This window comes from Streptomyces sp. NPDC093510 (assembly GCF_040683555.1).
Taxonomy (GTDB): domain Bacteria; phylum Actinomycetota; class Actinomycetes; order Streptomycetales; family Streptomycetaceae; genus Streptomyces.
In genome coordinates this window covers 122,900-146,249 of sequence record NZ_JBFBEE010000002.1, presented here as the reverse complement: position 1 = coordinate 146,249, position 23,350 = coordinate 122,900, and the positions used below count along the sequence as shown (strand labels likewise).

Annotated in this window: 25 protein-coding genes and 1 tRNA gene; 21 read left to right on the top strand and 5 right to left on the bottom strand. The window is 70.1% G+C overall.

Features of this window, described 5'->3' with window-relative positions:
• The first annotated feature begins 173 nt into the window (after positions 1–173).
• Both AB0N81_RS02995 and AB0N81_RS02990 read left to right on the top strand, forming a co-directional pair.
• A complete protein-coding gene (locus AB0N81_RS02995) occupies positions 174–1,604 on the top strand; it encodes an FAD-dependent oxidoreductase (RefSeq protein ID WP_365355106.1) in 1,431 nt (476 codons plus the stop codon).
• A gap of 136 nt (positions 1,605–1,740) precedes the next feature.
• Positions 1,741–4,911, top strand: a complete 3,171-nt coding sequence (locus tag AB0N81_RS02990) for a Tat pathway signal protein (RefSeq protein WP_365355104.1) — start codon at positions 1,741–1,743, stop codon at positions 4,909–4,911.
• A gap of 256 nt (positions 4,912–5,167) precedes the next feature.
• Here the strand turns inward: AB0N81_RS02990 and AB0N81_RS02985 are convergent, their stop codons facing one another.
• Together AB0N81_RS02985 and AB0N81_RS02980 are read right to left on the bottom strand one after the other, a co-directional pair.
• Complete coding sequence (locus AB0N81_RS02985; RefSeq protein WP_365355102.1) at positions 5,168–5,839, bottom strand: histone deacetylase; 672 nt, start codon at positions 5,837–5,839, stop codon at positions 5,168–5,170.
• A 25-nt stretch (positions 5,840–5,864) separates the two neighbouring features.
• Positions 5,865–6,626, bottom strand: a complete 762-nt coding sequence (locus AB0N81_RS02980) for a GntR family transcriptional regulator (RefSeq protein WP_365355100.1) — start codon at positions 6,624–6,626, stop codon at positions 5,865–5,867.
• 511 nt (positions 6,627–7,137) lie between these two features.
• Here AB0N81_RS02980 and AB0N81_RS02975 point away from each other — a divergent pair.
• From AB0N81_RS02975 to AB0N81_RS02900, 16 genes are all read left to right on the top strand, one after another.
• The gene (locus tag AB0N81_RS02975) at positions 7,138–7,299 is read left to right on the top strand and encodes a hypothetical protein (protein WP_365355098.1); all 162 of its coding nucleotides are present in this window, start codon (positions 7,138–7,140) and stop codon (positions 7,297–7,299) included.
• Positions 7,300–7,424: 125 nt separating this feature from the next.
• Positions 7,425–7,679, top strand: coding sequence for a DUF6284 family protein (locus AB0N81_RS02970; RefSeq protein ID WP_365355096.1), 255 nt, complete (start codon positions 7,425–7,427; stop codon positions 7,677–7,679).
• Complete coding sequence (locus AB0N81_RS02965) at positions 7,676–8,128, top strand: Pycsar system effector family protein (protein WP_365355094.1); 453 nt, start codon at positions 7,676–7,678, stop codon at positions 8,126–8,128. Before AB0N81_RS02970 ends, AB0N81_RS02965 begins: the two co-directional genes overlap by 4 nt.
• Positions 8,125–8,313, top strand: a complete 189-nt coding sequence (locus AB0N81_RS02960; RefSeq protein ID WP_365355092.1) for a hypothetical protein — start codon at positions 8,125–8,127, stop codon at positions 8,311–8,313. Before AB0N81_RS02965 ends, AB0N81_RS02960 begins: the two co-directional genes overlap by 4 nt.
• Entirely contained in the window at positions 8,310–9,200 is an 891-nt protein-coding gene (locus AB0N81_RS02955) for a DUF2637 domain-containing protein (RefSeq protein ID WP_365355090.1), read from the top strand. Before AB0N81_RS02960 ends, AB0N81_RS02955 begins: the two co-directional genes overlap by 4 nt.
• Positions 9,200–9,523 carry an RRQRL motif-containing zinc-binding protein gene (locus AB0N81_RS02950; protein WP_365355088.1) on the top strand — a complete coding sequence of 108 codons (324 nt, stop codon included), beginning with the start codon at positions 9,200–9,202 and terminating at the stop codon, positions 9,521–9,523. Before AB0N81_RS02955 ends, AB0N81_RS02950 begins: the two co-directional genes overlap by 1 nt.
• A gap of 15 nt (positions 9,524–9,538) precedes the next feature.
• Complete coding sequence (locus AB0N81_RS02945) at positions 9,539–9,781, top strand: hypothetical protein (protein ID WP_365355086.1); 243 nt, start codon at positions 9,539–9,541, stop codon at positions 9,779–9,781.
• 2 nt (positions 9,782–9,783) lie between these two features.
• Entirely contained in the window at positions 9,784–10,101 is a 318-nt protein-coding gene (locus AB0N81_RS02940; protein ID WP_365355084.1) for a hypothetical protein, read from the top strand.
• Between the two features lie 2 nt (positions 10,102–10,103).
• A complete protein-coding gene (locus AB0N81_RS02935) occupies positions 10,104–10,274 on the top strand; it encodes a pRL2-8 (protein ID WP_365355082.1) in 171 nt (56 codons plus the stop codon).
• Positions 10,275–10,404: 130 nt separating this feature from the next.
• Positions 10,405–12,525: an FtsK/SpoIIIE domain-containing protein gene (locus AB0N81_RS02930; protein WP_365355080.1), complete on the top strand. Its 2,121-nt coding sequence runs from the start codon at positions 10,405–10,407 to the stop codon at positions 12,523–12,525.
• A gap of 205 nt (positions 12,526–12,730) precedes the next feature.
• A complete protein-coding gene (locus AB0N81_RS02925; protein ID WP_365355078.1) occupies positions 12,731–13,165 on the top strand; it encodes a hypothetical protein in 435 nt (144 codons plus the stop codon).
• Positions 13,166–13,250: 85 nt separating this feature from the next.
• On the top strand, positions 13,251–14,165 hold the full coding sequence (locus tag AB0N81_RS02920) for a bifunctional DNA primase/polymerase (protein WP_365355076.1): 915 nt from the start codon (positions 13,251–13,253) through the stop codon (positions 14,163–14,165).
• The gene (locus AB0N81_RS02915; protein ID WP_365355074.1) at positions 14,162–14,530 is read left to right on the top strand and encodes a hypothetical protein; all 369 of its coding nucleotides are present in this window, start codon (positions 14,162–14,164) and stop codon (positions 14,528–14,530) included. The genes AB0N81_RS02920 and AB0N81_RS02915 overlap by 4 nt, the downstream gene beginning before the upstream one ends.
• Positions 14,527–15,672, top strand: a complete 1,146-nt coding sequence (locus AB0N81_RS02910; RefSeq protein ID WP_365355072.1) for a DUF3631 domain-containing protein — start codon at positions 14,527–14,529, stop codon at positions 15,670–15,672. The genes AB0N81_RS02915 and AB0N81_RS02910 overlap by 4 nt, the downstream gene beginning before the upstream one ends.
• 168 nt (positions 15,673–15,840) lie before the next feature.
• On the top strand, positions 15,841–16,044 hold the full coding sequence (locus AB0N81_RS02905) for a helix-turn-helix domain-containing protein (protein WP_365355070.1): 204 nt from the start codon (positions 15,841–15,843) through the stop codon (positions 16,042–16,044).
• Between the two features lie 64 nt (positions 16,045–16,108).
• Complete coding sequence (locus AB0N81_RS02900) at positions 16,109–17,506, top strand: tyrosine-type recombinase/integrase (protein WP_365355068.1); 1,398 nt, start codon at positions 16,109–16,111, stop codon at positions 17,504–17,506.
• A 46-nt stretch (positions 17,507–17,552) separates the two neighbouring features.
• Here AB0N81_RS02900 and AB0N81_RS02895 read toward each other — a convergent pair.
• Positions 17,553–17,626: transfer RNA gene (locus AB0N81_RS02895), tRNA-Thr, on the bottom strand.
• A 211-nt stretch (positions 17,627–17,837) separates the two neighbouring features.
• On the opposite strand from AB0N81_RS02895, the gene ugpC reads away from it, so the two are divergent.
• The 3 genes from ugpC to AB0N81_RS02880 all read left to right on the top strand — a co-directional run bounded on the left by ugpC (position 17,838) and on the right by AB0N81_RS02880 (position 20,472).
• On the top strand, positions 17,838–18,974 hold the full coding sequence (gene ugpC / locus AB0N81_RS02890) for a sn-glycerol-3-phosphate ABC transporter ATP-binding protein UgpC (RefSeq protein WP_365355066.1): 1,137 nt from the start codon (positions 17,838–17,840) through the stop codon (positions 18,972–18,974).
• Between the two features lie 277 nt (positions 18,975–19,251).
• Entirely contained in the window at positions 19,252–19,716 is a 465-nt protein-coding gene (locus AB0N81_RS02885; RefSeq protein WP_365355064.1) for a hypothetical protein, read from the top strand.
• Positions 19,717–19,752: 36 nt separating this feature from the next.
• The gene (locus tag AB0N81_RS02880; protein ID WP_365355062.1) at positions 19,753–20,472 is read left to right on the top strand and encodes a nucleotidyltransferase family protein; all 720 of its coding nucleotides are present in this window, start codon (positions 19,753–19,755) and stop codon (positions 20,470–20,472) included.
• Positions 20,473–20,576: 104 nt separating this feature from the next.
• On the opposite strand, the gene AB0N81_RS02875 is transcribed toward AB0N81_RS02880, so the two are convergent.
• Together AB0N81_RS02875 and rlmB are read right to left on the bottom strand one after the other, a co-directional pair.
• The gene (locus AB0N81_RS02875; protein WP_365355060.1) at positions 20,577–22,241 is read right to left on the bottom strand and encodes a DoxX family membrane protein; all 1,665 of its coding nucleotides are present in this window, start codon (positions 22,239–22,241) and stop codon (positions 20,577–20,579) included.
• 117 nt (positions 22,242–22,358) lie between these two features.
• On the bottom strand, positions 22,359–23,306 hold the full coding sequence (gene rlmB, locus AB0N81_RS02870) for a 23S rRNA (guanosine(2251)-2'-O)-methyltransferase RlmB (RefSeq protein ID WP_365355058.1): 948 nt from the start codon (positions 23,304–23,306) through the stop codon (positions 22,359–22,361).
• Positions 23,307–23,350 lie beyond the last annotated feature (44 nt).

Genomic DNA, 23,350 nt, shown 5'->3' with positions numbered 1-23,350 from the left:
AGATTTCGACACGTACCGCTCAAAGTATCGGAATCTACCCCGCACACCGGCTGCCGACCGACGCACCCCTCGGACCCAAGCCCCCGAGCCGAATCCGAGCCGCCCCCGCCCCCCGGCACACCCCCTCCCCACACCCCTCCCCACACCCCCCACCTGCGCAGTAACGTCCGCCCATGAGCAGCGCGAACAACGCGAACAACACGCACCACTCGGCCGGCCCGGTCAACGGCGGCATATCGTTCTGGTACGCCGACGACGGCCTGCCCGCCACCCGCGAACCCCTGACCTCCGACGCCACGGCGGACGTCTGCATCGTCGGCGGGGGCTACACCGGCCTGTGGACCGCGTACTACCTGAAGAAGGCCGCCCCCTTCCTCCGCGTCACCGTCCTGGAGCAGAAGTTCTGCGGTTACGGCGCCTCCGGCCGCAACGGCGGCTGGCTCTACAACGGCATCGCGGGCCGCGACCGCTACGCCAAACTGCACGGCCACGAAGCGGCGGTCCGTCTCCAGCGGGCGATGAACGACACGGTCGACGAAGTGATCCGCGCGGCCGCCGAGGAGTCGATCGACGCGGACATCCACCGGGGCGGCGTGCTCGAAGTGGCGTACACCCCGGCTCAGTTGGCCCGCCTCAAGGCCTTCCACGACACGGAACTCTCGTACGGCGAGAAGGACCGCGCCCTGCACGGCGCACGCGAGACGGCCGAACGGATACGCGTCGCCGGAGCCGTCGGCTCCACGTGGACCCCGCACGGCGCCCGCCTGCACCCGGTGAAACTGGTCAAGGGCCTGGCCGACACCGTGGAGTCCCTCGGCGTCACGATCCATGAGTCGACGCCGGTCACGGAGATCGAGCCGAAGCACGCGATCACTCCGTACGGCACGGTCCGCGCGCCCTACGTCCTGCGCTGCACGGAAGGCTTCACCGCCTCCCTGAAGGGCCAGCGCCGCACCTGGCTCCCCATGAACTCCTCGATGATCGCGACGGAACCCCTGACGGCCGCCCAGTGGGAGTCGATCGGCTGGGAGGGCCGCGAGACGCTCGGCGACATGGCCCACGCGTACATGTACGCCCAGCGCACCGCCGACGGACGCATCGCGCTCGGCGGCCGCGGCGTCCCCTACCGCTACGGCTCGAAGACGGACAACGACGGCCGCACCCAGCCCGCCACGGTCGAGGCGCTCCGCTCCGTCCTCGTCCGCTTCTTCCCGCAGCTCACGGGCGTCGGCATCGCCCACGCCTGGTCCGGCGTCCTGGGCGTCCCCCGCGACTGGTGCGCCACGGTCACCCTGGACCGCGCCACGGGCCTCGGCTGGGCCGGCGGCTACGTCGGCTCCGGCGTCGCCACCGCCAACCTCGCCGCCCGCACCCTGCGCGACCTCGTCCAACAGGACTCCGGCCAGGCGGGCCCCACCGACCTCACCACCCTCCCCTGGGTCAACCACAAGGTCCGCCGCTGGGAACCGGAACCGTTCCGCTGGCTGGGAGTCCACGGCATGTACGCCACGTACAACGCGGCCGACCACCGCGAACTGACCACCCACACCACCAAATCGTCCCGCCTCGCCCAATGGGCGAACCGGGTGGCGGGCCGCCACTGAGCCCCCACTTCTTAATCCAGTAGCCCCTCCAGCACGGGTTGTCACACCCTTGTGCCACGATCACCCGAATATCCGTTCAGCCTGGGGGGGCTCGATGCCTGAACCACGTCCCTGTCCGAGATCCACGAGACCCGCGGTGTCCGCCGCCGTCCTCTTCACCCTGACCGCACTGCTTGCCCTGCTCGTACCGTCCGCGCTGCCGACGACGGCCGCCCACGCCGCCGAACCGGAATGCGCGCCGCTGGCCCTCGCACCGTTCGGCGACCCGGGTGACGCGGTCGGCAGGGCGACGGTCGCACCCGACGCGTCCACCTGTTACACCTTCACCGCCACCGAGGCGGGCTTCCACGAGGTGTCGCTCGACGACAGCTCCAACGAGTCGTACATCCGGGTCCACGCCGGTGACACCGAGATCGACTGCACCGGCAGCAGCTGCGACCTGCCCGCCGCAGGCGACTACACCTTGACGGTCGTCAACAACGGCTTCGAGGACGCGGACACCGCCGTCACCGTCGTGCCGCTGGGCGCCACCCGCGGCTGCGCCGAATCCGTCGGCACCGCCTGGGACCTGCCGACCGTCACCCGGACCTCGGGCAGCGCCCTGGAGCTCGACTGCCAGCCCTTCGGGGCCGAGCCCGGCGACCGCATCCTGCTCACGCACGGCACCAAGTCCTACGGCGACTCCCGCGCGTGGATCACCGACTCAACCGGCGCCCGGATCTGCTCCGCGTCCTCGGAGGACGGCGAGGAGAGCTGCGTCCTGCCCGGCAAGGGCCCCTACCGCGCCCTGTCCCGCGTCACGGAGGCCGAGGGGGGCTTTCCCGCCGCGTACGCGGTCACGGCGCGCCGCCTGAACGACCCGCAGGGCTGCCCCGCCTCCCCCGTCCGCCCCTACGGCCCGTTGACCGCACAGGACTTGATCACCACGCCCTGCTACACGGTCACGGCCGAGAAGGCGGGCAAGTACCGCTTCGACTCCATCGACAAGGACGGCGACACCGGCCCGGTCCGCGTGCACGACCGCTCCGGCAAGACCGTCTGCCGTAACACCGAGCTGCCCTGCCGGGTGCCCGCCGCGGGCACCTACACCGCCTACCTCGCCGGCGCGTCCCCGTTCCACAACACCTCACGTGGCCTGATCGTCCTCGACCGGGCCTCCGACCGCGGCTGCGTGAAGAGCGAACTCGGCGTTCACAAGGGCGCGTTCAGCACGGCGGGACAGTACGACTGCCTGAACCTTCCCGTGCCCGAGGACTCCCGGATCGCGGCGCTCACCCCGCTCAGCAACTCCGGGGTCGACGCCGACGTGGAGGTCCTCGACAGCGAGGGCACCGAGCAGTGCGAGGCGGAGCAGCTGTCCGCGGGCGACTGCTCGCTCACCGGCACCGCCCCCTACCGCGCCCTCGTCCACGCCGACGGCACCCCCCGCACCGGCCCGTACGCGGTCGCCGTCCACCGCACCGACGCGGCGAACGACTGCCCCGTCCTGCCCGCGGGCAGCTTCTCCGCCGACGGCGCCAAGGCCACGTTCTCCACCGGCGACGGAGTCTTCTCGCACTGCCTGACCATCCCGGCGAACGCCCACACCCCGGCCGAGGCCCTGCAACTGACCGCCACCTCCGGCGACGTGCCCGCCAAGTTCTCCGTGCTGGACTCCACCGGCAAGCGCGTCTGCGACCGCTACGCCACCACCAACGGCTGGACGCTCTGCGAGCTCACCCCCGGCAAGGCCCACACGGTCCTGGTCACCGGACGCGATCAGGCCGCCAAGTACACCCTGACGCGCCGCGACGTGACGTCGACGGCGTCGTCCGCGGGCTGCGCGAAGACTCCGGCCGGCAAGGTCGGCGGACCCTCCGTCAAGGGCACGCCCGGCGGCCCCGGCGCCCTCCGCTGCCACCAGGTCACCACGTCCGCCGCGACCGACGTCGTGCACCTCGACGTGCGGGACGTCCGGGCCACCGCCGACATGTACGTCCTGGACGGCGACGGCAAGAGCGAGTGCTCCCTGCGCGCCCGGGCCTGCGCCGTCACCGGCAGCACCACCCACCAGGTCCTCGTGCAGACTCCGGTGAACCGCGAGGCAGCACCCGCGTACCGCCTCGACGCCCTGCGCATCGCCACCGCCGACGGCCCCGCGGCCGAGTGCACCAAGGTCCCCTCGATCGCCTACGGCTACGGACCCGTGACCGGCACCCTCGACGAATCGCACACGGCCACGTGCGCCGTCCTGCCCACGGCCCGCAACGACCACTTCGAAGCCGAGATCACCGACACCACGGGAGCCACCGAGGAAGCGGTCCCCGCCCTCTACAACAGCGCCTGGACCAACGGCTGCTCCGCGGCCGTGCCCATGGATTACGTCTGCGGCGTGAACGACCCGGACACGGACTCGAGGAAGCCCTCCGTGCTCGTTCTCGGCCTCCCGGAGAAGGCCTCCGCCACGTCCTACCGCGCCACGCTGAAGTGCCGGTTCAGCCGCTGCGGTGACGAGAGGACCACCGTCACCGACGTCACCCCGACCACGGCCCCGGCGGGCAGCAAGCCCACGCTGACCGTCAAGGGAACCGCCCTCCACCCCGACACCACGGTCAAGCTGGTGCGGGAGGGCGAGACGCGCACCGCGAAGACGAAGTCGCTCTCCGCGGACTACCGGACGCTGAAGGCGACGCTCGACCTGACCGGCGTGCCCGCCGGCACGTGGAACGTCTACGTCCAGTCCGACGGCACGACGTTCTCGCGGGGAACGTTCACCGTCACCGAGCCGGAACTCACGAACACCACCGCCCCGAAGATCACGGGCACCCCCGTCGTCGGCTCCAAGGTCACCGCGTCCCCCGGCACCTGGTCGCCCGCCCCGTCCTCGTTCACCTACCGGTGGAAGGCGGACGGCGAGACCATCGAGGGCGCCACGGCAGCGACGTACAAGATCCCGGCGAAGCACCTGGACAAGAAGCTGACCGTCACGGTCACCGCCCACGCGGGCTCGCGGAACGCGTCGGCGAGCTCCGCGCCCGTGACGGTCGCCAAGGGCGCCGCGCCCAAGGCCACGGCGAAACCCACGATCAGCGGCACCGCGAAGGTCGGCAAGGTCCTCAAGGCCACGAAGGGCACGTGGTCGCCCGTCCCGTCCTCGTACTCCTACCAGTGGTACGCGAACGGCACGAAGATCACCGGCGCGACCAAGTCGTCCCTGACCCCGAAGACCGCCCAGCGCGGCAAGAAGATCACGGTGAAGGTCACGGCCCACCGCACCGGCCACCGCGACGGAACGTCGACGAGCAAGGCGACCGGCACGGTCGCCTGACCCCGGGCCCCCGCCCCATGACGAAGGCCCAGGCCACCACTTCGGTGACCTGGGCCTTCGTCCCGCTGAGCCCCCTGTCGGATTCGAACCGACGACCTACGCATTACAAGTTGTCCGATCTTGCTCCGGTAGCGTCCACGGATGTCCGCCGTGCGGTTCGCGCTGCTGGTCAGGAGGCCACCCGGACTTCAGTGGACGTAGTCGGCTCTGCTCGGAACGGGCGGTGAGTGAGACCGCAACCGAGACCACGATCTAGCTAGCAGTCGTCTCCACTCAGCAGATCGGCGATGCCTTGCTGTGACCAGTGCCCAGACGCACCGGGGCAGGCCGCCACGTACGAAGCCACCGCCTCCGTGTCCCATGCGCCGGCCGACAGGAGCCCCAAGGCCAGGAAGCGCACGTAGGCCGGGGACGGGGGCACCCACTGGACATCGTCCATGGCCCAGGGAGCCGTGAAGGTCAGAACGGGCATGCCGTCAACTTGGCCAGCGCACACCAGCGTTTCGTAACGGCCGTCTCCCAGCATGTCCCGCCCTCGCATGAGCGCGTTCGTCAGATCCAGATCGGCGCCCGGCTCCCGATACATCTCTTGGGCCGCGATGTCGGCGAACTGCTCAGCGGTCACCAGATGCGCCCTGGCCAAGACGCGCCCGCTCGCGCGAGGGTCGTAGAAGGCCCGCCCGCCTCCCCACACGGGAGACACGGTCGCGAAGTACATCGCTCCGGTCAGTTCCACGGGGATGGATTGAGCGGGCATCTCAGGATTACGGCACCCCGGGTAGTCCTTCGCTGCGCCCGGTGGGCGACCGCCGCAGATGTAGGCAGCAAGCCGATCTAGGTGCATGTTCGAGCCGTAGGACGTGTACCAGACCCATTCAGGACGTGGATCGCTCGGCAGTGTCGAGTCGATGCTTCGAAGGGCCTTCACGCTGGCTCTCTCCTGTGTGGCACGCTCACTCTGCCGAAACGTCGTACGTGATGACATGACGGTCTCCCGGGAGGATGGTGACCATTACTCGAAGGGGCTTGTCGTTCTCGTCGTAACCCGTGCGCATGTGCACCGCGACGGGAGTAGCTGAGGGTAGGGACAACTTCTCGATCTCTGCGCGCGTCGGCATCCGGACGGTGATCTCATCTCGATAGCGGGCCTGCACAAGGCCGACGCTGGCGAGTACCCCACCGGGCGCGGACACATCTTCCGGCAGCATGAGAGGCGTGCCGCGAACCAGTTCCTCGGGGAAGTAAGAGTCGGCCAGCGCGTACGGGTCTTGGTCCACGATGCGCACTCGCTCCCGAACCACAGTCAGGGCGGTCTCGGGGTCCAACTCCAACCGTTCAGCGATCTCGGCGGACGGGCGACGGATGGAAACCCGGACTTCTTGCCGGGGTTGACGACCACTTTCGGCCACGATGCTGGCCCACTGGTCGCCTTGCTCGTCTGACTTGTGACGTGCCCGGGACTCCAATACCGACCAGTCCCAGACCGCTGGGGTCAGGCGGCGACGAACGAAGCTGCCCCGCCCCTGACCAGCGATGACAAGTCCCTCTTCCGTCAGGCGCCGCAGAGCCAACCGGACCGTGTTGCGACTTGCTTCATAGCGCTCCACCAGTTCGTACTCCGTGGGGAGCTGCTCACCAGCCTGCAATTCACCCCGCTCGATCTGTCCTCGCAGGTCATCCGCGATCCGGTGGTACCTCGGGCGCTGCTCCCGCACGGTGCCTCCCTGCTAGTTGGCTGACTTGTTCCAACAACATACGCCGTTCGCCTTGACGACCCAAACGTCATGGTGCAATCTCATGACATCGAGTTGTTGGTACAACACCACCAACACCGATGAGTCAGTCTTTGTTCCGAGCACAGTTAACGAGTCTCGGACTCCTGCTTGACCTGCATGGGCAGCGCCCGGATGTACCGCCCGGATCACGTGCTGTGGAGAACTCAACAGAGTGCCGACCCAGCCGCATGAGCACGTGCGGTCGATGGGTGCGGGTCACCATCCCGACCGACCATGTCGGGCCGGGTGACCTGCCCCGGATCTGCCTCTCGGGGCGGTGACGGGCATTGCGTTATCCGACATCCGTCGAACCTTTCGCGGCCTCTGCCGCGCTACGAACCTCAGCTTCTCCGCCGCGCTCACCGTGGCGGCCGGTTGCCTCCGCTGCTCGTCTCGTACGAGCAGCGCCGAGGGGAGCCGGGATAACCCCGACCCGTTCGAAAGGACAGTCATGAGCGACAAGAACCGTGCCGTCATCGACTTCGGCGACGCCAACGTCACGTTCGGTGGCGACATCGTCCAGGGCGACCAGGTCGGCGTGTCCGGCGGTGTCGTCTTCGGCGACGTGGTCATGGGCGGTGGTGCCCGCACCGACGCCGACGACGACGAGTAGAAGCCCTGCATCCCTGCCGCGCTACTTCCCCTGCGCGGCTTCCACCACAACGGCGTGAGCCCCCGGAGCGGCTACTCCGGGGGCTCTGTTGGGGCCGTTGCCACCTGCTAGGGAGAACACGACCCATGAAGCACATCGTTGCACTTCAGGCCGCCGTTACCGGCGACGAGCCGTCGGCTGCTGAGCTGGACGCGATCGAGCGGGAGATGCCCCTGATCGAGGCGGGCATTGAGCTGCTGGACGCGGAGATCATCACCCTTGACCGCGTCCCGAACGAGGTCGACGAGCGGCGCATCCGCCGGGCTCGCCGCAAGGTGCTCGCCGCCCGCCGCGCGCTGGCCAACACCGGCGTCTCGGTTGTTTCGGGGGTGGGCGCGTGAGTGCCATCGACTCGAACCTGACGTCCGCGCACGCCGAAGTGAAGGCGGAGATCGCGCGTACCGACACCAAGACCAGTCTGCTGCTCGCCTTCGTCGGTGCGCTGCTGGCCGGTACGTGGACGGTCGCCAAGGACGCGTCCCTGTCGCTGCCCGTGTACGTGGTCGGCGGTCTCGGTATGGCGCTGCTGCTCGCCTCGGCGGGCCTGCTGCTCTCCTCGGTCCGTCCGAACCTGAGCGGCCGGCACGGCTTTCCGCTGTGGGCGACGCTGAGCGCCGAGGAGATCACCGCCCATCTGTCCGAGGACCGGCGCGCACACGACATTGCCGGTCTGGCCCGCATCGCGGTCACGAAGTTCACCGCCCTGAAGCGGGCGGTCGACCTGACCCGCCTCGGCGGGGCCCTGCTCATCGTCGCCGCGCTGATCCAGGTGGGGGGTGTGCTGGCATGAGTGAGCAGCCCTTGACCGGCCTGAACTGGGTTCTGTTCGTGGTCGGCTCGTTTATCTCCATCGCTGCTTCGGTCGCCTCCCTGGTGTGGGGGCTGCCGTGGCTCGTGGCGGTGTCCGCTGCCTGCTTCGCCGCGCAGCTCATCGGCTGGCGGCGCCACGGCCGCCAGAGTGGCGGTGGCGAATGAACCGCAGTGGCAAGACCCTGCTCGTCCTCGCGTTGGTCGCGGTGGTCGGTATGGCGTTCCGGGTCTCGTGGAATGCGTTGCGGGACATCGCGAACGCGGTCGGTGCCGACGCCACGGCGGCGACGCTGTACCCGTTCGTGGTCGACGGCCTGATGGCACTCGCCCTGGTCGCCACCCTCGTCCTCGCCGACGATGACCGGAAGTTCGCGCTGCGCGTGCTGGGCACCTACACCGGCGCCTCGCTGGTCCTCAACTACGTGCACGGCCTCGTGCCCGAGCTGCACGGCCGCACGGTCGACTGGGGGCGCCTGGCCGACTGGGACCCCGCGAACTGGGCCCTGGTGCTGCTGGCCACCTCGTTGCCGGTCGGCTCGATCTACTTCGGGTCCGATCTGGTCGCCAAGGTGCTGCACCACCGCCCCGCCCCGATTCCCCCCGCGGACACGAATGCGGAGGAATCCACCAAGAACACTATGAAACGGTCTACGGCTGACCTGCCGGTATCGACCCCGGCACCGATCACCCCGAACACGGTCGCGCTGCCCCGACCGGTACCCGTCGGCTTCGTGAAGTCGACTGTTCCCAGCAAGGCGTTCCCCTCGATCACCCCGGCCCCGGTCGTACCGATCGAGCAGCGCGCGGTGGCAGCGGAGTCGGCCCGACCGCGTCGCGCCACCGGCCGCGTCCCGGCCGTGGCGAAGTCGACCCGGCCCAAGCGCACCCCGCAACAGTTGCTCGCCGAAGCACGTAAGGCGACGGCGGACTGGCCGGACGCGAAGGTGACCGGTGAGGGTATCCGCCGCGCCATCCACACTTCACCGGCCAACGCCCGCTCACTGCGGGACACGCTCCTCGCCGAACGCTCCGCATCGGCCAAGGCCGCGTAATGGCAGCGCTGCCGGTCTTCCGGTGGCGTCTGGCTCCGGACGGCTACGCCACCCGCCGACAGCTGCGGGCGCGCGGCCTGCGCCCGGGCGGGCAGTGCGTGGCCGCGCAGCTTGAACGGCCGCGTCGTCGCCGGGGCCCGCTGGTCGCCTACCTCTACCGCGTCGAACTGGCCAAGCCCGTCCGGCCGATGACCCCGGCCCGCTGGCGGGCGCTGGCCAAGGCCAACGCTGCTCGCCGCCGCTGCCCCGCCTGTCGTCGCGATGCGGGCTATGTCATCCCCGCATCCCTCGGCATGTGCGTGCCCTGCCACGACACCATCTGACCTGAGAGGACACCGATGGCCTACCGCTTCACCATCAACAGCCGTGGAGGCGACTCCGCGAGGCTGACCGCCGAGGCGGTCATCCTGCATGCCGGTACGGACCGTGCCGAGCCCGCCGTAGCCGTGCGGATCACCGGCGGCGCACAGAGTCGGTTGATCTATGTCCCCCTCGACCGGCTTGAAGAGCTGGTGACCGGCATCAGGGACACCGCCCGACAGGCTGCCGCCGACTTCCGTCAGGGCCCGAGGAGCGTCTGACCATGCGCAACGCCGATATCCGTCGCCTGGACCGTGAAATCCAGCAGACCACCCGCAAGCTGGCTGCCGTACAGAACCGCGAGTTGTGGCCGCTGGACGGCCGTGAGCGCCGCGCCATCCTCGCCGCCGCCACCCGCGGCTCCGTCGCGGTGGTGCGGCACAAGAGCACCACCCGAGCCGACAACAAGGTCGAGACCGCCTGGACGTCGGCCGAGACCCGGCTGAACGCGGAGCTCACCGCGTTGCAGACCGAGCGGCAGCGGATCGTGAACGAGAACGCGCAGGGCAAGGCCGCTAAGAAGTCCTCGGGGTGGTGGTGACCATGGCCCCCAAACCGGTGCGTCCCGGCGAGTGCCCGCAGTGCTGGCAGCACGCCTACGACAAGAGCATCCACCGCGCCCTCAAGCCCGGCGAGGACTGCCCGCAGTGCGTGTCCCACATGATCAGCGGCTGCCCCTTCCTCACGCCCAAGAAGCCGTCCCGCTGGTGGTGACCACGCCCGCCACGTGACGCGCGCTCGCACCTCTCGACTGCCCGGGGTGGCCGTCCGCCACGGACCGGTCGCCCCGGGCACCCCTCGCCTTCCCGCCCCTGTGTGTGGGGCAGTCAGGAGCTGTTTCCTCATGAGCGGCAACGTCGTTCCTCTGCACAAGAACCCCGACCCGCCCACCACCGAGCCCGGGCCGAACCTCACCGTCGTCCCCGACCCCTCCCCGGCCGCGCCGGTCGTGCCGTTGTGGGTGCGCTCCGGGCGCACGGTGCGCCGGATCGCCACCGCCGAACGCACCCGCGAGGCGGGCAGGGTGGCAGTCCGCCACAGCATGTACGTGGTCGGCGGCACACGGATCGTGACCCGACGCGCCTGGGACGGGCGCACCGGTGCCCGCTACGAACGCCTCCTGCGGGCCGCGGAAGCCGCGGGAAACTATGAGGTCGCCGCGGAGTGGGAGGAGCGGCTGCAGCGCTTCCGCGAGGCGCGGCACCGCCGCCGCATGGACCTGCTGCACTCCCCCGTCGATGTCGCTAAAGGGCTTGCGGTCGGTACCGGGGCGGGCATCGGCTCGCTCGTCGGGCTCGGCGTGGTGCTGGCCATCGCGAACGAGGACGTGACCGACGTGCTGACGCCGTTGATGGCGGTCATCGAGTTCATCCGCCTGCTCATCACCATCGTCTCCGTCGTGTGGGGGCCCGCGCTGCGGGTGGGCCCGTTGCTGGTGCTGCTCGCGCTGTGGAGTGTGGGCCGCCATTCGCAGGCCGCGCCGAGTTGGGCGCTTCCGGCCAACGTCCGGTCGGGCGAGGGTGAGCCCATCACGCCCTCGATCGTCGTCAAGGCCCTGCGCGACCTCGGCGTGCCCGCACTGCGCAACGCCATCAAGGAGATGGGCGACGCCGGCGCGGCCATGCTGGGCCCGATCCGGATCGCCGGATGCGGCGTAGAAGTCGACGTCATGCTGCCGTCTGGGGTCTCCACGGTGGAGGTGCAGCAGCGGCGCCGAAAGCTCGCGGAGAACCTGACCCGGCACGAGCACGAGGTGTTCATCACCATCCCCGAAGCCGCCCGCACGGTGCGGCTGTGGATCGCCGACTCCGGAGCGCTGGACGAGCCGATCGGCCCCTCGCCGCTGGTCACCGACGAGACGATGACCGCCGACTACGCCAAGGGCAAGGCGCCGTGGGGACAGGACCTGCGCGGCGACGCGGCGGCGCTGAGCCTGTACCAGCGCCACCTGTTGATCACGGGCCTGTCCAACCAGGGCAAGACCGTCGCCCTGCGCTCCCTGGCCCTGTGGCTGGCGCTGGACAAGTCGGTGCAGTTCTACATGGGCGACCTCAAGGGCGTGGGCGACTGGGCCATGTTCGACGGCCTGGCCTCCACGCTGATCCAGGGGCCGACCGACGAGCACGTCATCGAGGTCACCGAGATGGTTGAACGCGCGGTCGACGAGATGAACCGCCGCATCCAAGCCCCGCCCGGCACCACCTTCCCGCCGCTCATCGTCCTGGTCGACGAAGCGCAGGTGGCGTTCATGTGCCCGGCCATCGGGGACGACAAGCGGCCCTACGGCGGCCAGAAGGCCAACTCCCGGTACTTCATGGCCGTCCGCAAGATCCACAACCAGGGTCGCGCCGTGAACGTGCTGATGTGGCAGGGCACCCAGGACCCCACCAACGACAATCTGCCCAAGCTGGTCCGTGAAGGCGCCCACACCCGCGCCTCCCTCGCGCTCGGCACCGAATCCCAAGCCCGCATGGCGCTGGGGGACAAGGCCGTTGACGGCGGCGCAGCCCCCAACCTGCTGCGTCCGGGACTGGACCGGGGAACCCTGGTCGTCGCCTCCGACGGCATCGCCATCCCGGCCGGACAGTCATCCATCACAGTGCGCACGCACTACATCGACGACGACGCGGCCAAAGCCATCACCGAGCGCGCCAAGGCCCTGCGCGACGGGATCACCACCCTGCACGCCATCGACCGGGGCGAGCAGCGCGACCCGCTCGCCGACATCGCCGCCGTGTTCGGCGACGCCCCGCGCCTGCGCACCAACGAGGTGCTGAAGCGGCTGCACGCGCTGGACCCGAAGGTCTACGGCAACCAGTGGACCAACGACCGGCTGAAGCGGGAGCTGGAGGAACACGGCGAGGAGCCGAAGAAGTCCCACGGGGTCATGGTCGTCCACCGCGATCACGTCCTGCGGGCCCTCGCCAACCGCGACAGCAACGGTTCCGCTTCCACCGCCGGATAGCGGGGAGCGAACACCGTCCGGTCCGGGGAGGCGGGGAGAACTCCCCGAGCGCCTCCCCGGACCGCCTCCCCCGCTCTGATCAGCGAAAACACCCATTCGGGGAGGCGGGGAGGCGCGCAGGTCAGCACCCCCTGAAACCCCCTCCACAGCACCCCGGGCAGGGGGTGCCCCTGCCTCCCCCACCACCACCGTGAAGGGATTCCGCATGCACTCCGACACCACCCCGCAGACGGGCGCCGCGGGCGCCGGTCTGAGCGAGGCGCAGGCCGATACCGAGGCGCGGCGGATCATCGCCGCCGCCTACCGCGACACCACCCCCGTCGCTCAGCCCGGACGCCCCCCGATGAGTCAGGGCGCCACCGACGCCAGCGTGCTCATGCTCACCGGGGGCGCCACCACCGTCATGGTCGGCGGTACGGCGAGCGTGCTCATGTACGTCTCGCAGTTCGCCGACCCGATCGTCTGCGGCCTCGTCTTCGGCGCCCCCGCGGCCTTCGTGCTCGCCCTCGCCCGACTCGCCCGTCGCGCCAAGCCCGACCCCGAGATCCACCACCACTACGAGGGCCCCGTCCACCAGGACCAACGCACCGTCCACAGCCGCACGAACGGCGTGTGGGCCAAGACCAACAACCAGCAGTAGCTACGCCAAGGGCGGCCCCCCATTCCACCAAGAACCGGGGCCGCCCTTGTCACCAGCACTCATCACAGAACTGGAGACACCCAGCATGACGCAACCGACCGACATCCGGCGAGAGGGCCTGCTCTCTGCCGCCCTGGACGCCGCAGCACGCGGCTGGCACGTCTTCCCGCTCCGCCCCGGCACCAAGCGGCCCGCCCTGCACGGCGAGGCCGCCTGCCCCCGCACCGGAGCCTGCGCGAGCAGGCACCAGAAGTGGGAACAGCGCGCCACCACCAACCCGGACCGCATCCGTGCCGCATGGGCGCGGACCGCGTTCAACGTCGGTATTGCCACCGGCCCTTCTGGGCTGCTGGTCGTGGATCTCGACGTGCCCAAGCTCAACAGCAGTGCGGACACGCCTTGCGGCGTGACGACCTTCACGGCGCTCTGCGAGCGCACCGGGCACCCCGTCCCCGACACCTGCCGGACGCGGACTGCGAGCGGTGGGCAGCACCTGTACTTCACCGCCCCGCACGGCATGCGGCTGGCCAACACCGCAGGCACGATCGCCCCGTTGGTCGACACTCGCGCGTGGGGCGGCTACGTCGTCGCGGCTGGCAGCACCACCCCCGCCGGAACCTACGAAGCCGTAGGCGGCCCTGTGGCGGCCCCTGTGCCCTCATGGCTGCTGAGCATCCTGAAACCGGCCCCCAAGTCGCCTCAGGCCCCTTCAGTGGCCGTAACGGCACAATCCCGCCGATACGCGGACACCGCACTCGCCAACGAGACGCGCACCGTCAGCGGGGCCCAACTCGGCGAGCGCGAGGCGAAGTTGTTCGCGGCAGCGCGAGCCCTGGGGCGGTTCATCGCGTGGGGCGATCTTCCCCGGTCGACGGTAGAGGCTGCTCTTCAGGAGGCGGGCGAGGCCGCGGGGCTGTCGGCATCGCAGTGCCGCTCGACTCTGCGCAGTGCTCTGAACTGGTCCATCGCCCACAACCAGCAGCGCCGGACCGCGGCATGAGCACCCCCAACCGCCCCCGCCTGAAGAGCATCCCGTCCGCCACGACCGGCCCGCACCCCGCCAAGCAGGCGGAACCGCGTCCGGCCGTGGGCGCCTCAAGGGGCGTCGCCGAAGGCGTCCCCACTGCTCTTCGCCCTGACCCGCACGCGGCCACGCCGCCCCGCCCCGACGGGCGTTTCCCCATCGCGTGGCTGCACATCTGCGCCCCGCGCGGCGCGACACCTACCGCCACCTCGACATGCGAGTGCGGCAGGAACCGCAGCGCGGTCGGGCACGGCAAGGTGCTCGCCCTCATCACCGACCACGCCGCGCACCGCCCCGTGTGTCCCCTGCGCGCTCCCCAGGAAGGAAGGGCCGCCGCATGAGCAACCACGTCGACGGCGCCGTACTGCTCGACGAGGTGGAAGCCTTCCACCGCCGCTTCAACGTCTTCCCCCACGAAGCCGCCTACGTCGCGGTCACCCTGTGGGACGCGCACGCCCACCTGCTCGACTGCTTCGACTCCACCCCGCGTATCGCCTTCCTGTCCCCCGAACCGGGGTCGGGCAAGACACGGGCACTGGAGATCGTGGAAACCCTCGTGCCGCAGCCCATGACGGCCGTCAACGCGTCCGCCGCCGCGCTCTTTCGCAGCGTGTCCAGCGGGAGCGGCAAGCCGACGATTCTGTTCGACGAAATCGATACCGTCTTTGGCCCCAAGGCAGGGGACAACGAGGAACTGCGTGGCTTCCTCAACGCCGGGCACCGCCGCACCGGAGTCACCTACCGGTGCATCGGCGACGGCGGCAACCAGACCGTGCAGGCATTCCCCTCGTACTGCGCGGTCGCGGTCGCCGGTCTCGGCTCCCTACCGGACACGATCCTGTCCCGTTCCGTCATCGTCCGCATGCGCCGGCGCGCCCGGAACGAGCAGGTGGAGCCCTTCCGGGCGCGCGTCCACGAAGCCGAAGGCCACAAGCTCCGTGACCGACTCGCCGCGTGGGCCGAACACGCCCGCGGCTTCGTCATGGGTGCCTGGCCCGAGATGCCCGAAGGGGTCTCCGACCGTCCGGCCGACGTGTGGGAACCGCTGCTGGCCATCGCCGATGCCGTCGGCGGGAACTGGCCCGAGCGCGCCCGTGCCGCGTGCGTGACCCTCGTGACGGCCTCGCGCGCCAACGACAAGGGCAGCATCGGCGTCCGTCTCCTCACCGATCTGCGCGACCAGGTCATGACCGGCATCGACCGCCTGCCCACCGTCGCCATCCTCGATCGGCTCAACTCTTTGGACGACGCCCCCTGGGCCGACCTCAACGGAAAGCCGCTGGACAACCGGCGCCTGTCCAAGATGCTCGCGGAGTACATGACGGCCGACAACGAGCCCATCGCCTCCCGCAACATCAAGACCGGCACGGCCGTCCTCAAGGGCTACTACACGGCCGATCTGCACGACGCGTGGCAACGCTACTGCCCCCCGCCCCCCGAAAGTCCGCTACCTCCGCTACCCGGCACCGAAAACCTGGTCTGACCTGCGTCAACGCGGTAGCGGCAAGCCGTCCTGCTTGCCGCTACCCATCCGCTACCGCTACCGCATCCGCTACCTCCGACAGGCCCCCTGACCTGCACGGTAGCGGCGGTAGCGGAAGTAGCGGACTTCCAGAAGGGCCCCGGACACCCCGCTGAGGAGGCACCCCGGATGAGCACCGCGATAGCTGCCCCCGTCGACCGGCTGCTGTACAAGCCCGAAGAGGCGGCCGAAGCACTCGCCATCGGCCGCTCCACCGTCTACGAGCTGATGGCCGAAGGCGCCCTGAAGTACATCAAGTTGGGCCGCACGCGTCGTATCCGGCGCGCGGACCTGGAGGCGTACGTGGAGAACCTCGCCCCCCTGCCCGCTTGACCCGAGCACGCCCTGAGGCACCCCGAGCACACGGCTCGGGGTGCCTCCCGCATGGAGGCCCCCTATGAGCCCGCGCAAGCCCAACAACGAATCGTCCATCTACTTCGGCTCGGATGGCTGGTGGCACGGCCGCGTCACCATGGGCGTCAAGAACGACGGAAGCCCCGACCGCCGACACCGCCGCGCCAAGTCCGAACCCGAGATCAAGCGCAAGGTCAAAGCACTGGAGCAGCAGCGTGACCAGGGGCGCGCCACCAAGGCCGGTCGCGTGCCGACCGTCGCGAAGTGGATGGAGACCTACCTCACCGACATCGCGAGCCTGAAGCTGAAGCCGCGATCCCTCGATGACTACTGGTCCAAGACACGCAACGACATCATCCCGGGCGTCGGCCAGCACCGGCTCGACAAGCTTCAGCCGGAACACCTGGAACGGATGTACCGCGCCATGCTCGACACCGGCCACGCCCCCTCGCACGTGCTGAAGGTGCACCGCATCCTGTCCCGCGCACTGAAGATTGCCCACCGCCGCCGGATGATCAGTGAGAACGTCGCCACGCTCGTGGACCCGCCCAGTGTCGACGAGACCGAGGCGAACCCCTTCACCCAGGAGGAGTCGAAGGCGTTTCTCGAGGCGGCGGCGAAGCGGCCCACGTTCATGCGCTGGATCGTCGGGGTCGGCATGGGCTTCCGGCAGGGCGAGACGCTCGGTCTGCGCTGGCCGTACGTCGACCTGGAAGGAGAGCTGTTCCACCCCAAGTGGCAGGTTCAGCGCCTCACCTGGAGGCACGGTTGCGGCGACCCGCACGCCTGCGGAGCCCGGCTTCACCGTTTCACCCCGTGCCCGCCGAACTGCACCACGCACAAGACCTACAAGCGAGGCTGCCCGAAGCCCTGCACCAAGACCTGCACGAAGCACGCGAGCGCCTGCCCGGAGCGTAAGGGCGGCGGTCTCGTCTTCACCCGCCCCAAGACCAAGAAGAGCCAGAACCCCGTACCGATCCCGCCCGTCTTCATCCCCTTCCTCCGCGACCACAAGGCACAACAGGACGCGATGCGAGCCACGGCCGGTGAGCTGTGGGAGGCACACGACGTGGTGTTCTCGCGGCCGGGCGGGCGCCCCCTGGACCCCCGACAGGACTACGAGGAGTTCAAGGAACTCCTCGCAGAGGCTGGAATCGACGACCGCCGCCTCTACGACGGAAGCCGCCACACCGCCGGCACGATCCTGAACGAGCTGGGCGTCGATATGACCACGATCATGGAGATCCTGCGACACACCCAGATCAGCCAGACACGGCGCTACGTGAAAGGCCGGTCCCACCTCTCGAAGGACGCGATGCGGCGCATGGGCGAGTTCTTCGTGCCAGCTCCCCAGGAGCCCGATCCGGGCCCCACTGAGACCAAAACTGAGACCCCCGACACCCGCGCGGCCCGCGCCCGCCGCCGACGCCGCATCCGCTGAACGAAAAAACCCCAGCTCAGAGCAATCTGAGCTGGGGTTCCAGCTGAGCCCCCTGTCGGATTCGAACCGACGACCTACGCATTACAAGTGCGTTGCTCTGGCCATCTGAGCTAAGGAGGCACGCGCCCCGCGAACACCGGGCGTGCCCGTGCAGTCTAACCAAACCCGCCCGTGCGCCCGTCGAAAATTTCCTCGAAGCCCACAACCCCCCGACTACTGACAGACCACAGCCTCCCGGGGTACGGTCACCACCAGTTCACTCAGGTGGACTACACCACTCCCTCTACTCGGATCGTCCGGCACGTTCCTGCCGGTGAAGGGGGCCCTCACCATGGCCACTGTTACGTTCGACAAGGCGACCCGCACCTACCCGGGTGGCGACAAGCCCGCCGTCGACGGCCTCGACATCGAGATCGAGGACGGCGAGTTCCTCGTGCTCGTCGGCCCGTCCGGCTGCGGCAAGTCCACCTCGCTCCGCATGCTCGCGGGGCTCGAGGACGTGAACGCCGGCGCCATCCGCATCGGCGACCGCGACGTCACGCACCTGCCGCCGAAGGACCGGGACATCGCCATGGTGTTCCAGAACTACGCGCTCTACCCGCACATGACCGTCGCCGACAACATGGGCTTCGCCCTGAAGATCGCCGGCGTGAACAAGGCGGAGATCCGGCAGAAGGTCGAGGACGCGGCGAAGATCCTGGACCTCACCGAGTACCTCGGCCGCAAGCCGAAGGCGCTCTCCGGCGGTCAGCGTCAGCGTGTCGCCATGGGCCGTGCCATCGTCCGTGAGCCGCAGGTCTTCCTCATGGACGAGCCGCTCTCGAACCTCGACGCCAAGCTGCGTGTGAGCACGCGTACGCAGATCGCCAGCCTCCAGCGCCGCCTCGGCATCACCACCGTGTACGTCACCCACGACCAGGTCGAGGCCATGACCATGGGTGACCGCGTGGCGGTCCTCAAGGACGGGCTCCTCCAGCAGGTCGAATCGCCGCGCAACATGTACGACCGCCCGGCGAACCTCTTCGTCGCGGGCTTCATCGGCTCCCCCGCCATGAACCTCGTCGAGGTGCCGATCACCGACGGCGGCGTGAAGTTCGGCAACTCGGTCGTGCCCGTGAACCGTGAGGCGCTGTCCGCCGCCGCCGACCGGGGCGACCGCACCGTCACCGTCGGCGTCCGCCCGGAGCACTTCGACATCGTCGAGCAGAACGGCGAGGCCGCGAAGTCCCTCACCAAGGAGACCGAGGACGCCCCGGCGGGCCTCGCCGTCTCCGTGAACGTCGTCGAGGAGCTCGGCGCCGACGGCTACGTCTACGGCTCCGCCGAGGTCGGCGGGGAGCACAAGGACCTCGTGGTCCGCGTGAACGGCCGCCGGGTCCCGGAGAAGGGCGCCCAGCTGCACGTCGTGCCGCGTCCGGGCGAGACCCACGTGTTCTCGACGTCGACGGGCGAGCGCCTCAGCGACTGACGTCCCGCCACATCTCCCGAAGGGCCCCGCACGGTACGTGCGGGGCCCTTCGCGTACGCCCGCCGCACGGCTCACCGCGAATGCCGCGTACGCCCGCCGGTACGCCCAACCGGACTCCCGGAGAAACCCCGGAAACCCTCTCGTTGTCGACAAATACCCCGACACATCGGCCATTTCGACCGGGCGCGTCAACACCGCACCAGAGAAACCCACTCCCCTGTCGCTCGACCGGGTGACTAAATGTCGCCAAATCATCACCTAGCGCTACGCTCCTCGCGTGACGCACTCCGCCAACTACACCCAGAAGCCGCGCCGAGCCCACCGGGGCCCCGCCCGCCGCATCGGCCGCACGCTCGCTCTCGTCCTGCCCGTGATGCTGGTGCTTTCCGGGACCCTCGCGGTCACCAGCGTCAACTGGTCGGGGAATTCCTCGGACTCGATGCTCACCGCATCCGCCGACGACCTCTCCAAGCCCGCCAAGTCCCGCGCCCCGCAGGACATCCTGCGCGACCGGCTCCTCCTGGAACTCCAGGAGAAGAACCCGGGCGTCGCGCTCACCCACCTTCAGCAGGAGGTGAACCGCCATCCGTCGCTCGCCAGGCACTGCGCGGCGATCGCCCGTGCACTCGGCCGCGCCGCCGTCCGCGTGTACGGACCGACCCGTGCGCAGTCGTACGCCAGGCCTGTCTGCGACACCTCCTTCGCGACGGGCGTGGCCGCCGCCCATCTGCGCAACGGCTGAGCCGGCCCGCCCCACCACGCCGCGTAGGGTTTCAGCATGACCACGCTGAAGCCCACGCAGGCTGTCGTCCTGGCCGGAGGCCAGGGTTCCAGGCTCCGCCCTTACACCGACGACCGGCCCAAGCCGATGGTCGAGATCCCCGGCACGGGGACCCCGATCATCGGCCATCAGCTTGCCTGGCTGGCCGAGGAGGGTGTGACGGACGCCGTCGTCTCCTGCGGTCATCTCGCGGAGGTCCTCCAGGAGTGGCTGGACTCCGCCGACCTTCCGCTGAACGTCAGCACGGTCGTCGAGAAGGAGCCCCTGGGCCGGGGCGGCGGCCTCAAGCACGCCGCCCGGCACCTGCCGCACGCGGACCAGCCCTGGTACGCGACGAACGGCGACATCTGGACCCGCTTCTCGCTGCGCGACATGGCGGCCTTCCACGCCGAGCGTGACGCCACCGCGACCCTCGCCCTGGCCCGCCCCCGCATCCCGTGGGGCGCCGTCGAGACGGACGCGTTCGGCCACATCACGGACTTCATCGAGGCCCCGCCCTCCCCGTACCTCATCAACGCGGGCGTGTACGTCTTCTCGGCGTCCTTCACCGCGCTCCTGCCGGACCTCGGCGACCACGAGCGCACCACGTTCCCGCGCCTGGCCCGTGAGAAGAGCCTGGCGGGCTATCCGCTGCCGCAGGGCGCCTACTGGCGCGCGATCGACACGGCGAAGGACCTCACCGAGGCCGCCAAGGAACTGGCCGCCCAGGGCCGTTGACCGTACGCACGACGACGTCGACCGTACGCATGACGACGGGGCCCCGCACAGCGTGTGTGCGGGGCCCCGTCGTCGTGCCGGATCAAAGGGGGGCCGGCGAGCGCTCAGCGGCCGAGTACGCCGCCCAGCAGGCCGCCGGGCCTCTCCTCCGTACTGTCCGCGCCACCGGAAGCAGCCGCGCCGCCCGCGCCGCCGCCGGAGCCACCGCTGGACGAGGGCCCCGCGGTCGTGGCCGACGGCTGCTGCGGCACCGACTGCTGCGGCGGGGCCTGTCCCCCCGCCGAGCTGCTGCCCTGCGTCTGGCTGGGCCGCCCCACGGAGCCGACCGTGCCCGTCTCGCGGGCCGGGCCCGGCGCCGTGGCGCCCTGCGTGGGCGTCGCGGCGCCGCCTTGTGTCGGCGACGAGCCGGTCGAGGCGGACGGGCTCTGCGACTGCCGCTGCTTCCGCTTCTTCGCGGGGTCCTGGGGCAGCGGGGAGCCCTGCAGTTCGTTGCGCGGCGCCTCGCCGGGGCCGGGCGCGGTGACCCGGTCCGCGTCGCGCACCGCGCCGCCCAGCATCGAGCCGATGAGCAGCGTGAGACCGACGACGACCGCCCCGACCAGACCGCCTCGGCGCAGCACGCGCCGACGCAGGTCCCAGATGTCGACGCGGGGGCCGAGCGTGCGCCAGGCCTCGCTGGCGAGGCGTCCGTCGGCGGAGTAGACGGGGGCACCGGCGATGATCAGCGGCGACCAGGCGGCGAGGTAGATGATGTCGGGCGCGTCGTAAGCGGGGACGGTCTTCCAGCTGACGGTGACGATGAGCGCCGCCGAGAGCAGTACGCCGATCGACGCGGCGACCCGCTGCCAGAGTCCGAGGACGGTCAGAACGCCGACGACGACCTGGAGGAAGGCGATGCAGAGTCCGGCGCCGACCGGGTGCTGGAGGGCGAAGTCGCGCAGCGGCTCGGCGAGTGCCCAGGGGTGCAGGGAGTTGAGCCACTTGACCATGGAGCCGCGCTGGCCGCCGTCGAAGTAGACGGGGTCGCAGAGCTTGCCCATGCCGGCGTAGATGGAGATGAATCCGAGGAAGACGCGCAGGGGGAGCAGGACGACGCCGAGGTTCATCCGGCGGCCGGGGTAGTAGGCGTGCCGGACGGGGTCCGAGCCGTGTCTGCGGACCCGCTCCTCGCTCTCGCCACGGTCGTCGTCGTACGCGTCGTCGTAGGCGTCGTCAGCGTCGGCAGCGTCTTCCGCGTACCGGCCCTGCTGGTCGAACCGCTCGTCGTAGTCGCTGCCGGACGGCCGCATCTGCGGCAGCATCCGGGTACCGGACTCGGGGGCGCGGGGTCCGATGACGGCGGGCGTCTCGACGGTCTCGGGGCCGTCGTCGAGGACGCGCGGGATGACCTGGGTGGCGCCGCCCTCGTCGTAGGGCCCTGCCTCTTCGGCCGAACGGAGCATGCCGCTGCCGCGTACGGCCTGCAGCAGTCTGATCGCGCCGGTGTCGTCCGGGTCGGACTTCCCGCTCCAGACGACGGGCGCGCGGCGCTTGGCGGTCGCGCCGACGGCGGGGATGCGCACCGTCTCGTCGGGAGTGCCCAAGTGCCGTGAGATACGAGGGGATTGAGTGCGCCCAGCGGCGGGAAGCTGCACGCGGAAACTCGCGTGATTGACGATGACCTGCGCCGGGTCGCTCGGCACCTTCACCATGCTCAGCGCGGGAGCATCGTCGAAACCTGACGAGCTTCCCCCTGTGGGAGTGCGGGGTGTTCTGGTGTCCACACTCATCTAACCGAGTGATGTGTGTTTAGGACACTGCTTTGACCACGGGGAAATGTCCGGACCGCGTCAAGAGATCCCCGTCAAGGGAGCACGCGGCCCGGACATCTGTACGCCCTGGAACCCTTACGCGCGGCGGCGCGAAGCCTCGTACAGCACGACGCCCGCGGCGACACCGGCGTTCAGGGACTCGGCGCCACCCGGCATCGGAATCCGCACGCGGAAGTCGCAGGTCTCGCCGACGAGGCGGGAGAGGCCCTTGCCCTCGCTGCCGACGACGATGACGACGGGGCCGTTGAGCGCCTCCAGGTCACCGATCTCGTGCTCGCCGTCCGCCGCGAGGCCGACGATGGCGACGCCCGCCTTCTTGTACGCCTCCAGGGCGCGCGTCAGGTTCGTGCAGCGGGCGACCGGCGTGCGCGCGGCCGTACCGGCCGAGGTCTTCCACGCGCCGGCCGTCATGCCGGCGGCCCGGCGCTCGGGCACGACGACGCCGTGGCCGCCGAACGCGGTCACGGAGCGGACGATCGCGCCGAGGTTGCGCGGGTCCGTCACGCCGTCGAGCGCGACGATCAGCGGGTCCTGGCCCTCGTCGAACGCGGCGGCGACGAGGTCCTCCGGGTGCGCGTACTCGTACGGCGGGACCTGGAGGACGAGGCCCTGGTGGTTCAGGCCGTTCGTCATGCGGTCCAGCTCGGGGCGCGGGGCCTCCATGAGGTGGATGCCGCCGCGCTCGGCCGCGAGCTGGAGCGCCTCGCGGACCCGCTCGTCGTTGTCGATGAACTGCTGGACGTAGAGCGTGGAGGCGGGCACGCCGTCGCGCAGCGCCTCGAAGACGGGGTTGCGGCCGACGACCATTTCAGAGGTCCCCTTGCCACCTCGCCCCTTGGGCGTGCCACGGCGTCCTGTGGCGGCCTTCTTGGCCTTGGCGGTGGCGATGCGGTTCTTCACATGCCCCTTGCGCGCCTCGGCGGGCGGCGTCGGACCCTTGCCTTCCAGGCCGCGGCGCCGATTGCCGCCGCTGCCGACCTGCGCGCCCTTCTTGCCGGACATGCGGCGGTTGTTAGCGGCCATGACCTACCTGTCTGTTGGTGATGCGTGTGCGCGTACGTGCGTAC

Bases quoted from the DNA above. Each gene is read 5' to 3' on its own strand.
- ugpC (WP_365355066.1), top strand. From the start codon at position 17,838: ATGGCCACTGTTACGTTCGACAAGGCGACCCGCACCTACCCGGGTGGC.
- AB0N81_RS02920 (WP_365355076.1), top strand. From the start codon at position 13,251: ATGACGCAACCGACCGACATCCGGCGAGAGGGCCTGCTCTCTGCCGCC.
- AB0N81_RS02900 (WP_365355068.1), top strand. From the start codon at position 16,109: ATGAGCCCGCGCAAGCCCAACAACGAATCGTCCATCTACTTCGGCTCG.
- AB0N81_RS02915 (WP_365355074.1), top strand. From the start codon at position 14,162: ATGAGCACCCCCAACCGCCCCCGCCTGAAGAGCATCCCGTCCGCCACG.
- AB0N81_RS02970 (WP_365355096.1), top strand. From the start codon at position 7,425: ATGAAGCACATCGTTGCACTTCAGGCCGCCGTTACCGGCGACGAGCCG.
- AB0N81_RS02910 (WP_365355072.1), top strand. From the start codon at position 14,527: ATGAGCAACCACGTCGACGGCGCCGTACTGCTCGACGAGGTGGAAGCC.
- AB0N81_RS02925 (WP_365355078.1), top strand. From the start codon at position 12,731: ATGCACTCCGACACCACCCCGCAGACGGGCGCCGCGGGCGCCGGTCTG.
- rlmB (WP_365355058.1), bottom strand. From the start codon at position 23,306: ATGGCCGCTAACAACCGCCGCATGTCCGGCAAGAAGGGCGCGCAGGTC.
- AB0N81_RS02960 (WP_365355092.1), top strand. From the start codon at position 8,125: ATGAGTGAGCAGCCCTTGACCGGCCTGAACTGGGTTCTGTTCGTGGTC.
- AB0N81_RS02930 (WP_365355080.1), top strand. From the start codon at position 10,405: ATGAGCGGCAACGTCGTTCCTCTGCACAAGAACCCCGACCCGCCCACC.
- AB0N81_RS02940 (WP_365355084.1), top strand. From the start codon at position 9,784: ATGCGCAACGCCGATATCCGTCGCCTGGACCGTGAAATCCAGCAGACC.
- AB0N81_RS02905 (WP_365355070.1), top strand. From the start codon at position 15,841: ATGAGCACCGCGATAGCTGCCCCCGTCGACCGGCTGCTGTACAAGCCC.
- AB0N81_RS02995 (WP_365355106.1), top strand. From the start codon at position 174: ATGAGCAGCGCGAACAACGCGAACAACACGCACCACTCGGCCGGCCCG.
- AB0N81_RS02975 (WP_365355098.1), top strand. From the start codon at position 7,138: ATGAGCGACAAGAACCGTGCCGTCATCGACTTCGGCGACGCCAACGTC.
- AB0N81_RS02950 (WP_365355088.1), top strand. From the start codon at position 9,200: ATGGCAGCGCTGCCGGTCTTCCGGTGGCGTCTGGCTCCGGACGGCTAC.
- AB0N81_RS02875 (WP_365355060.1), bottom strand. From the start codon at position 22,241: ATGAGTGTGGACACCAGAACACCCCGCACTCCCACAGGGGGAAGCTCG.
- AB0N81_RS02955 (WP_365355090.1), top strand. From the start codon at position 8,310: ATGAACCGCAGTGGCAAGACCCTGCTCGTCCTCGCGTTGGTCGCGGTG.
- AB0N81_RS02945 (WP_365355086.1), top strand. From the start codon at position 9,539: ATGGCCTACCGCTTCACCATCAACAGCCGTGGAGGCGACTCCGCGAGG.
- AB0N81_RS02880 (WP_365355062.1), top strand. From the start codon at position 19,753: ATGACCACGCTGAAGCCCACGCAGGCTGTCGTCCTGGCCGGAGGCCAG.
- AB0N81_RS02935 (WP_365355082.1), top strand. From the start codon at position 10,104: ATGGCCCCCAAACCGGTGCGTCCCGGCGAGTGCCCGCAGTGCTGGCAG.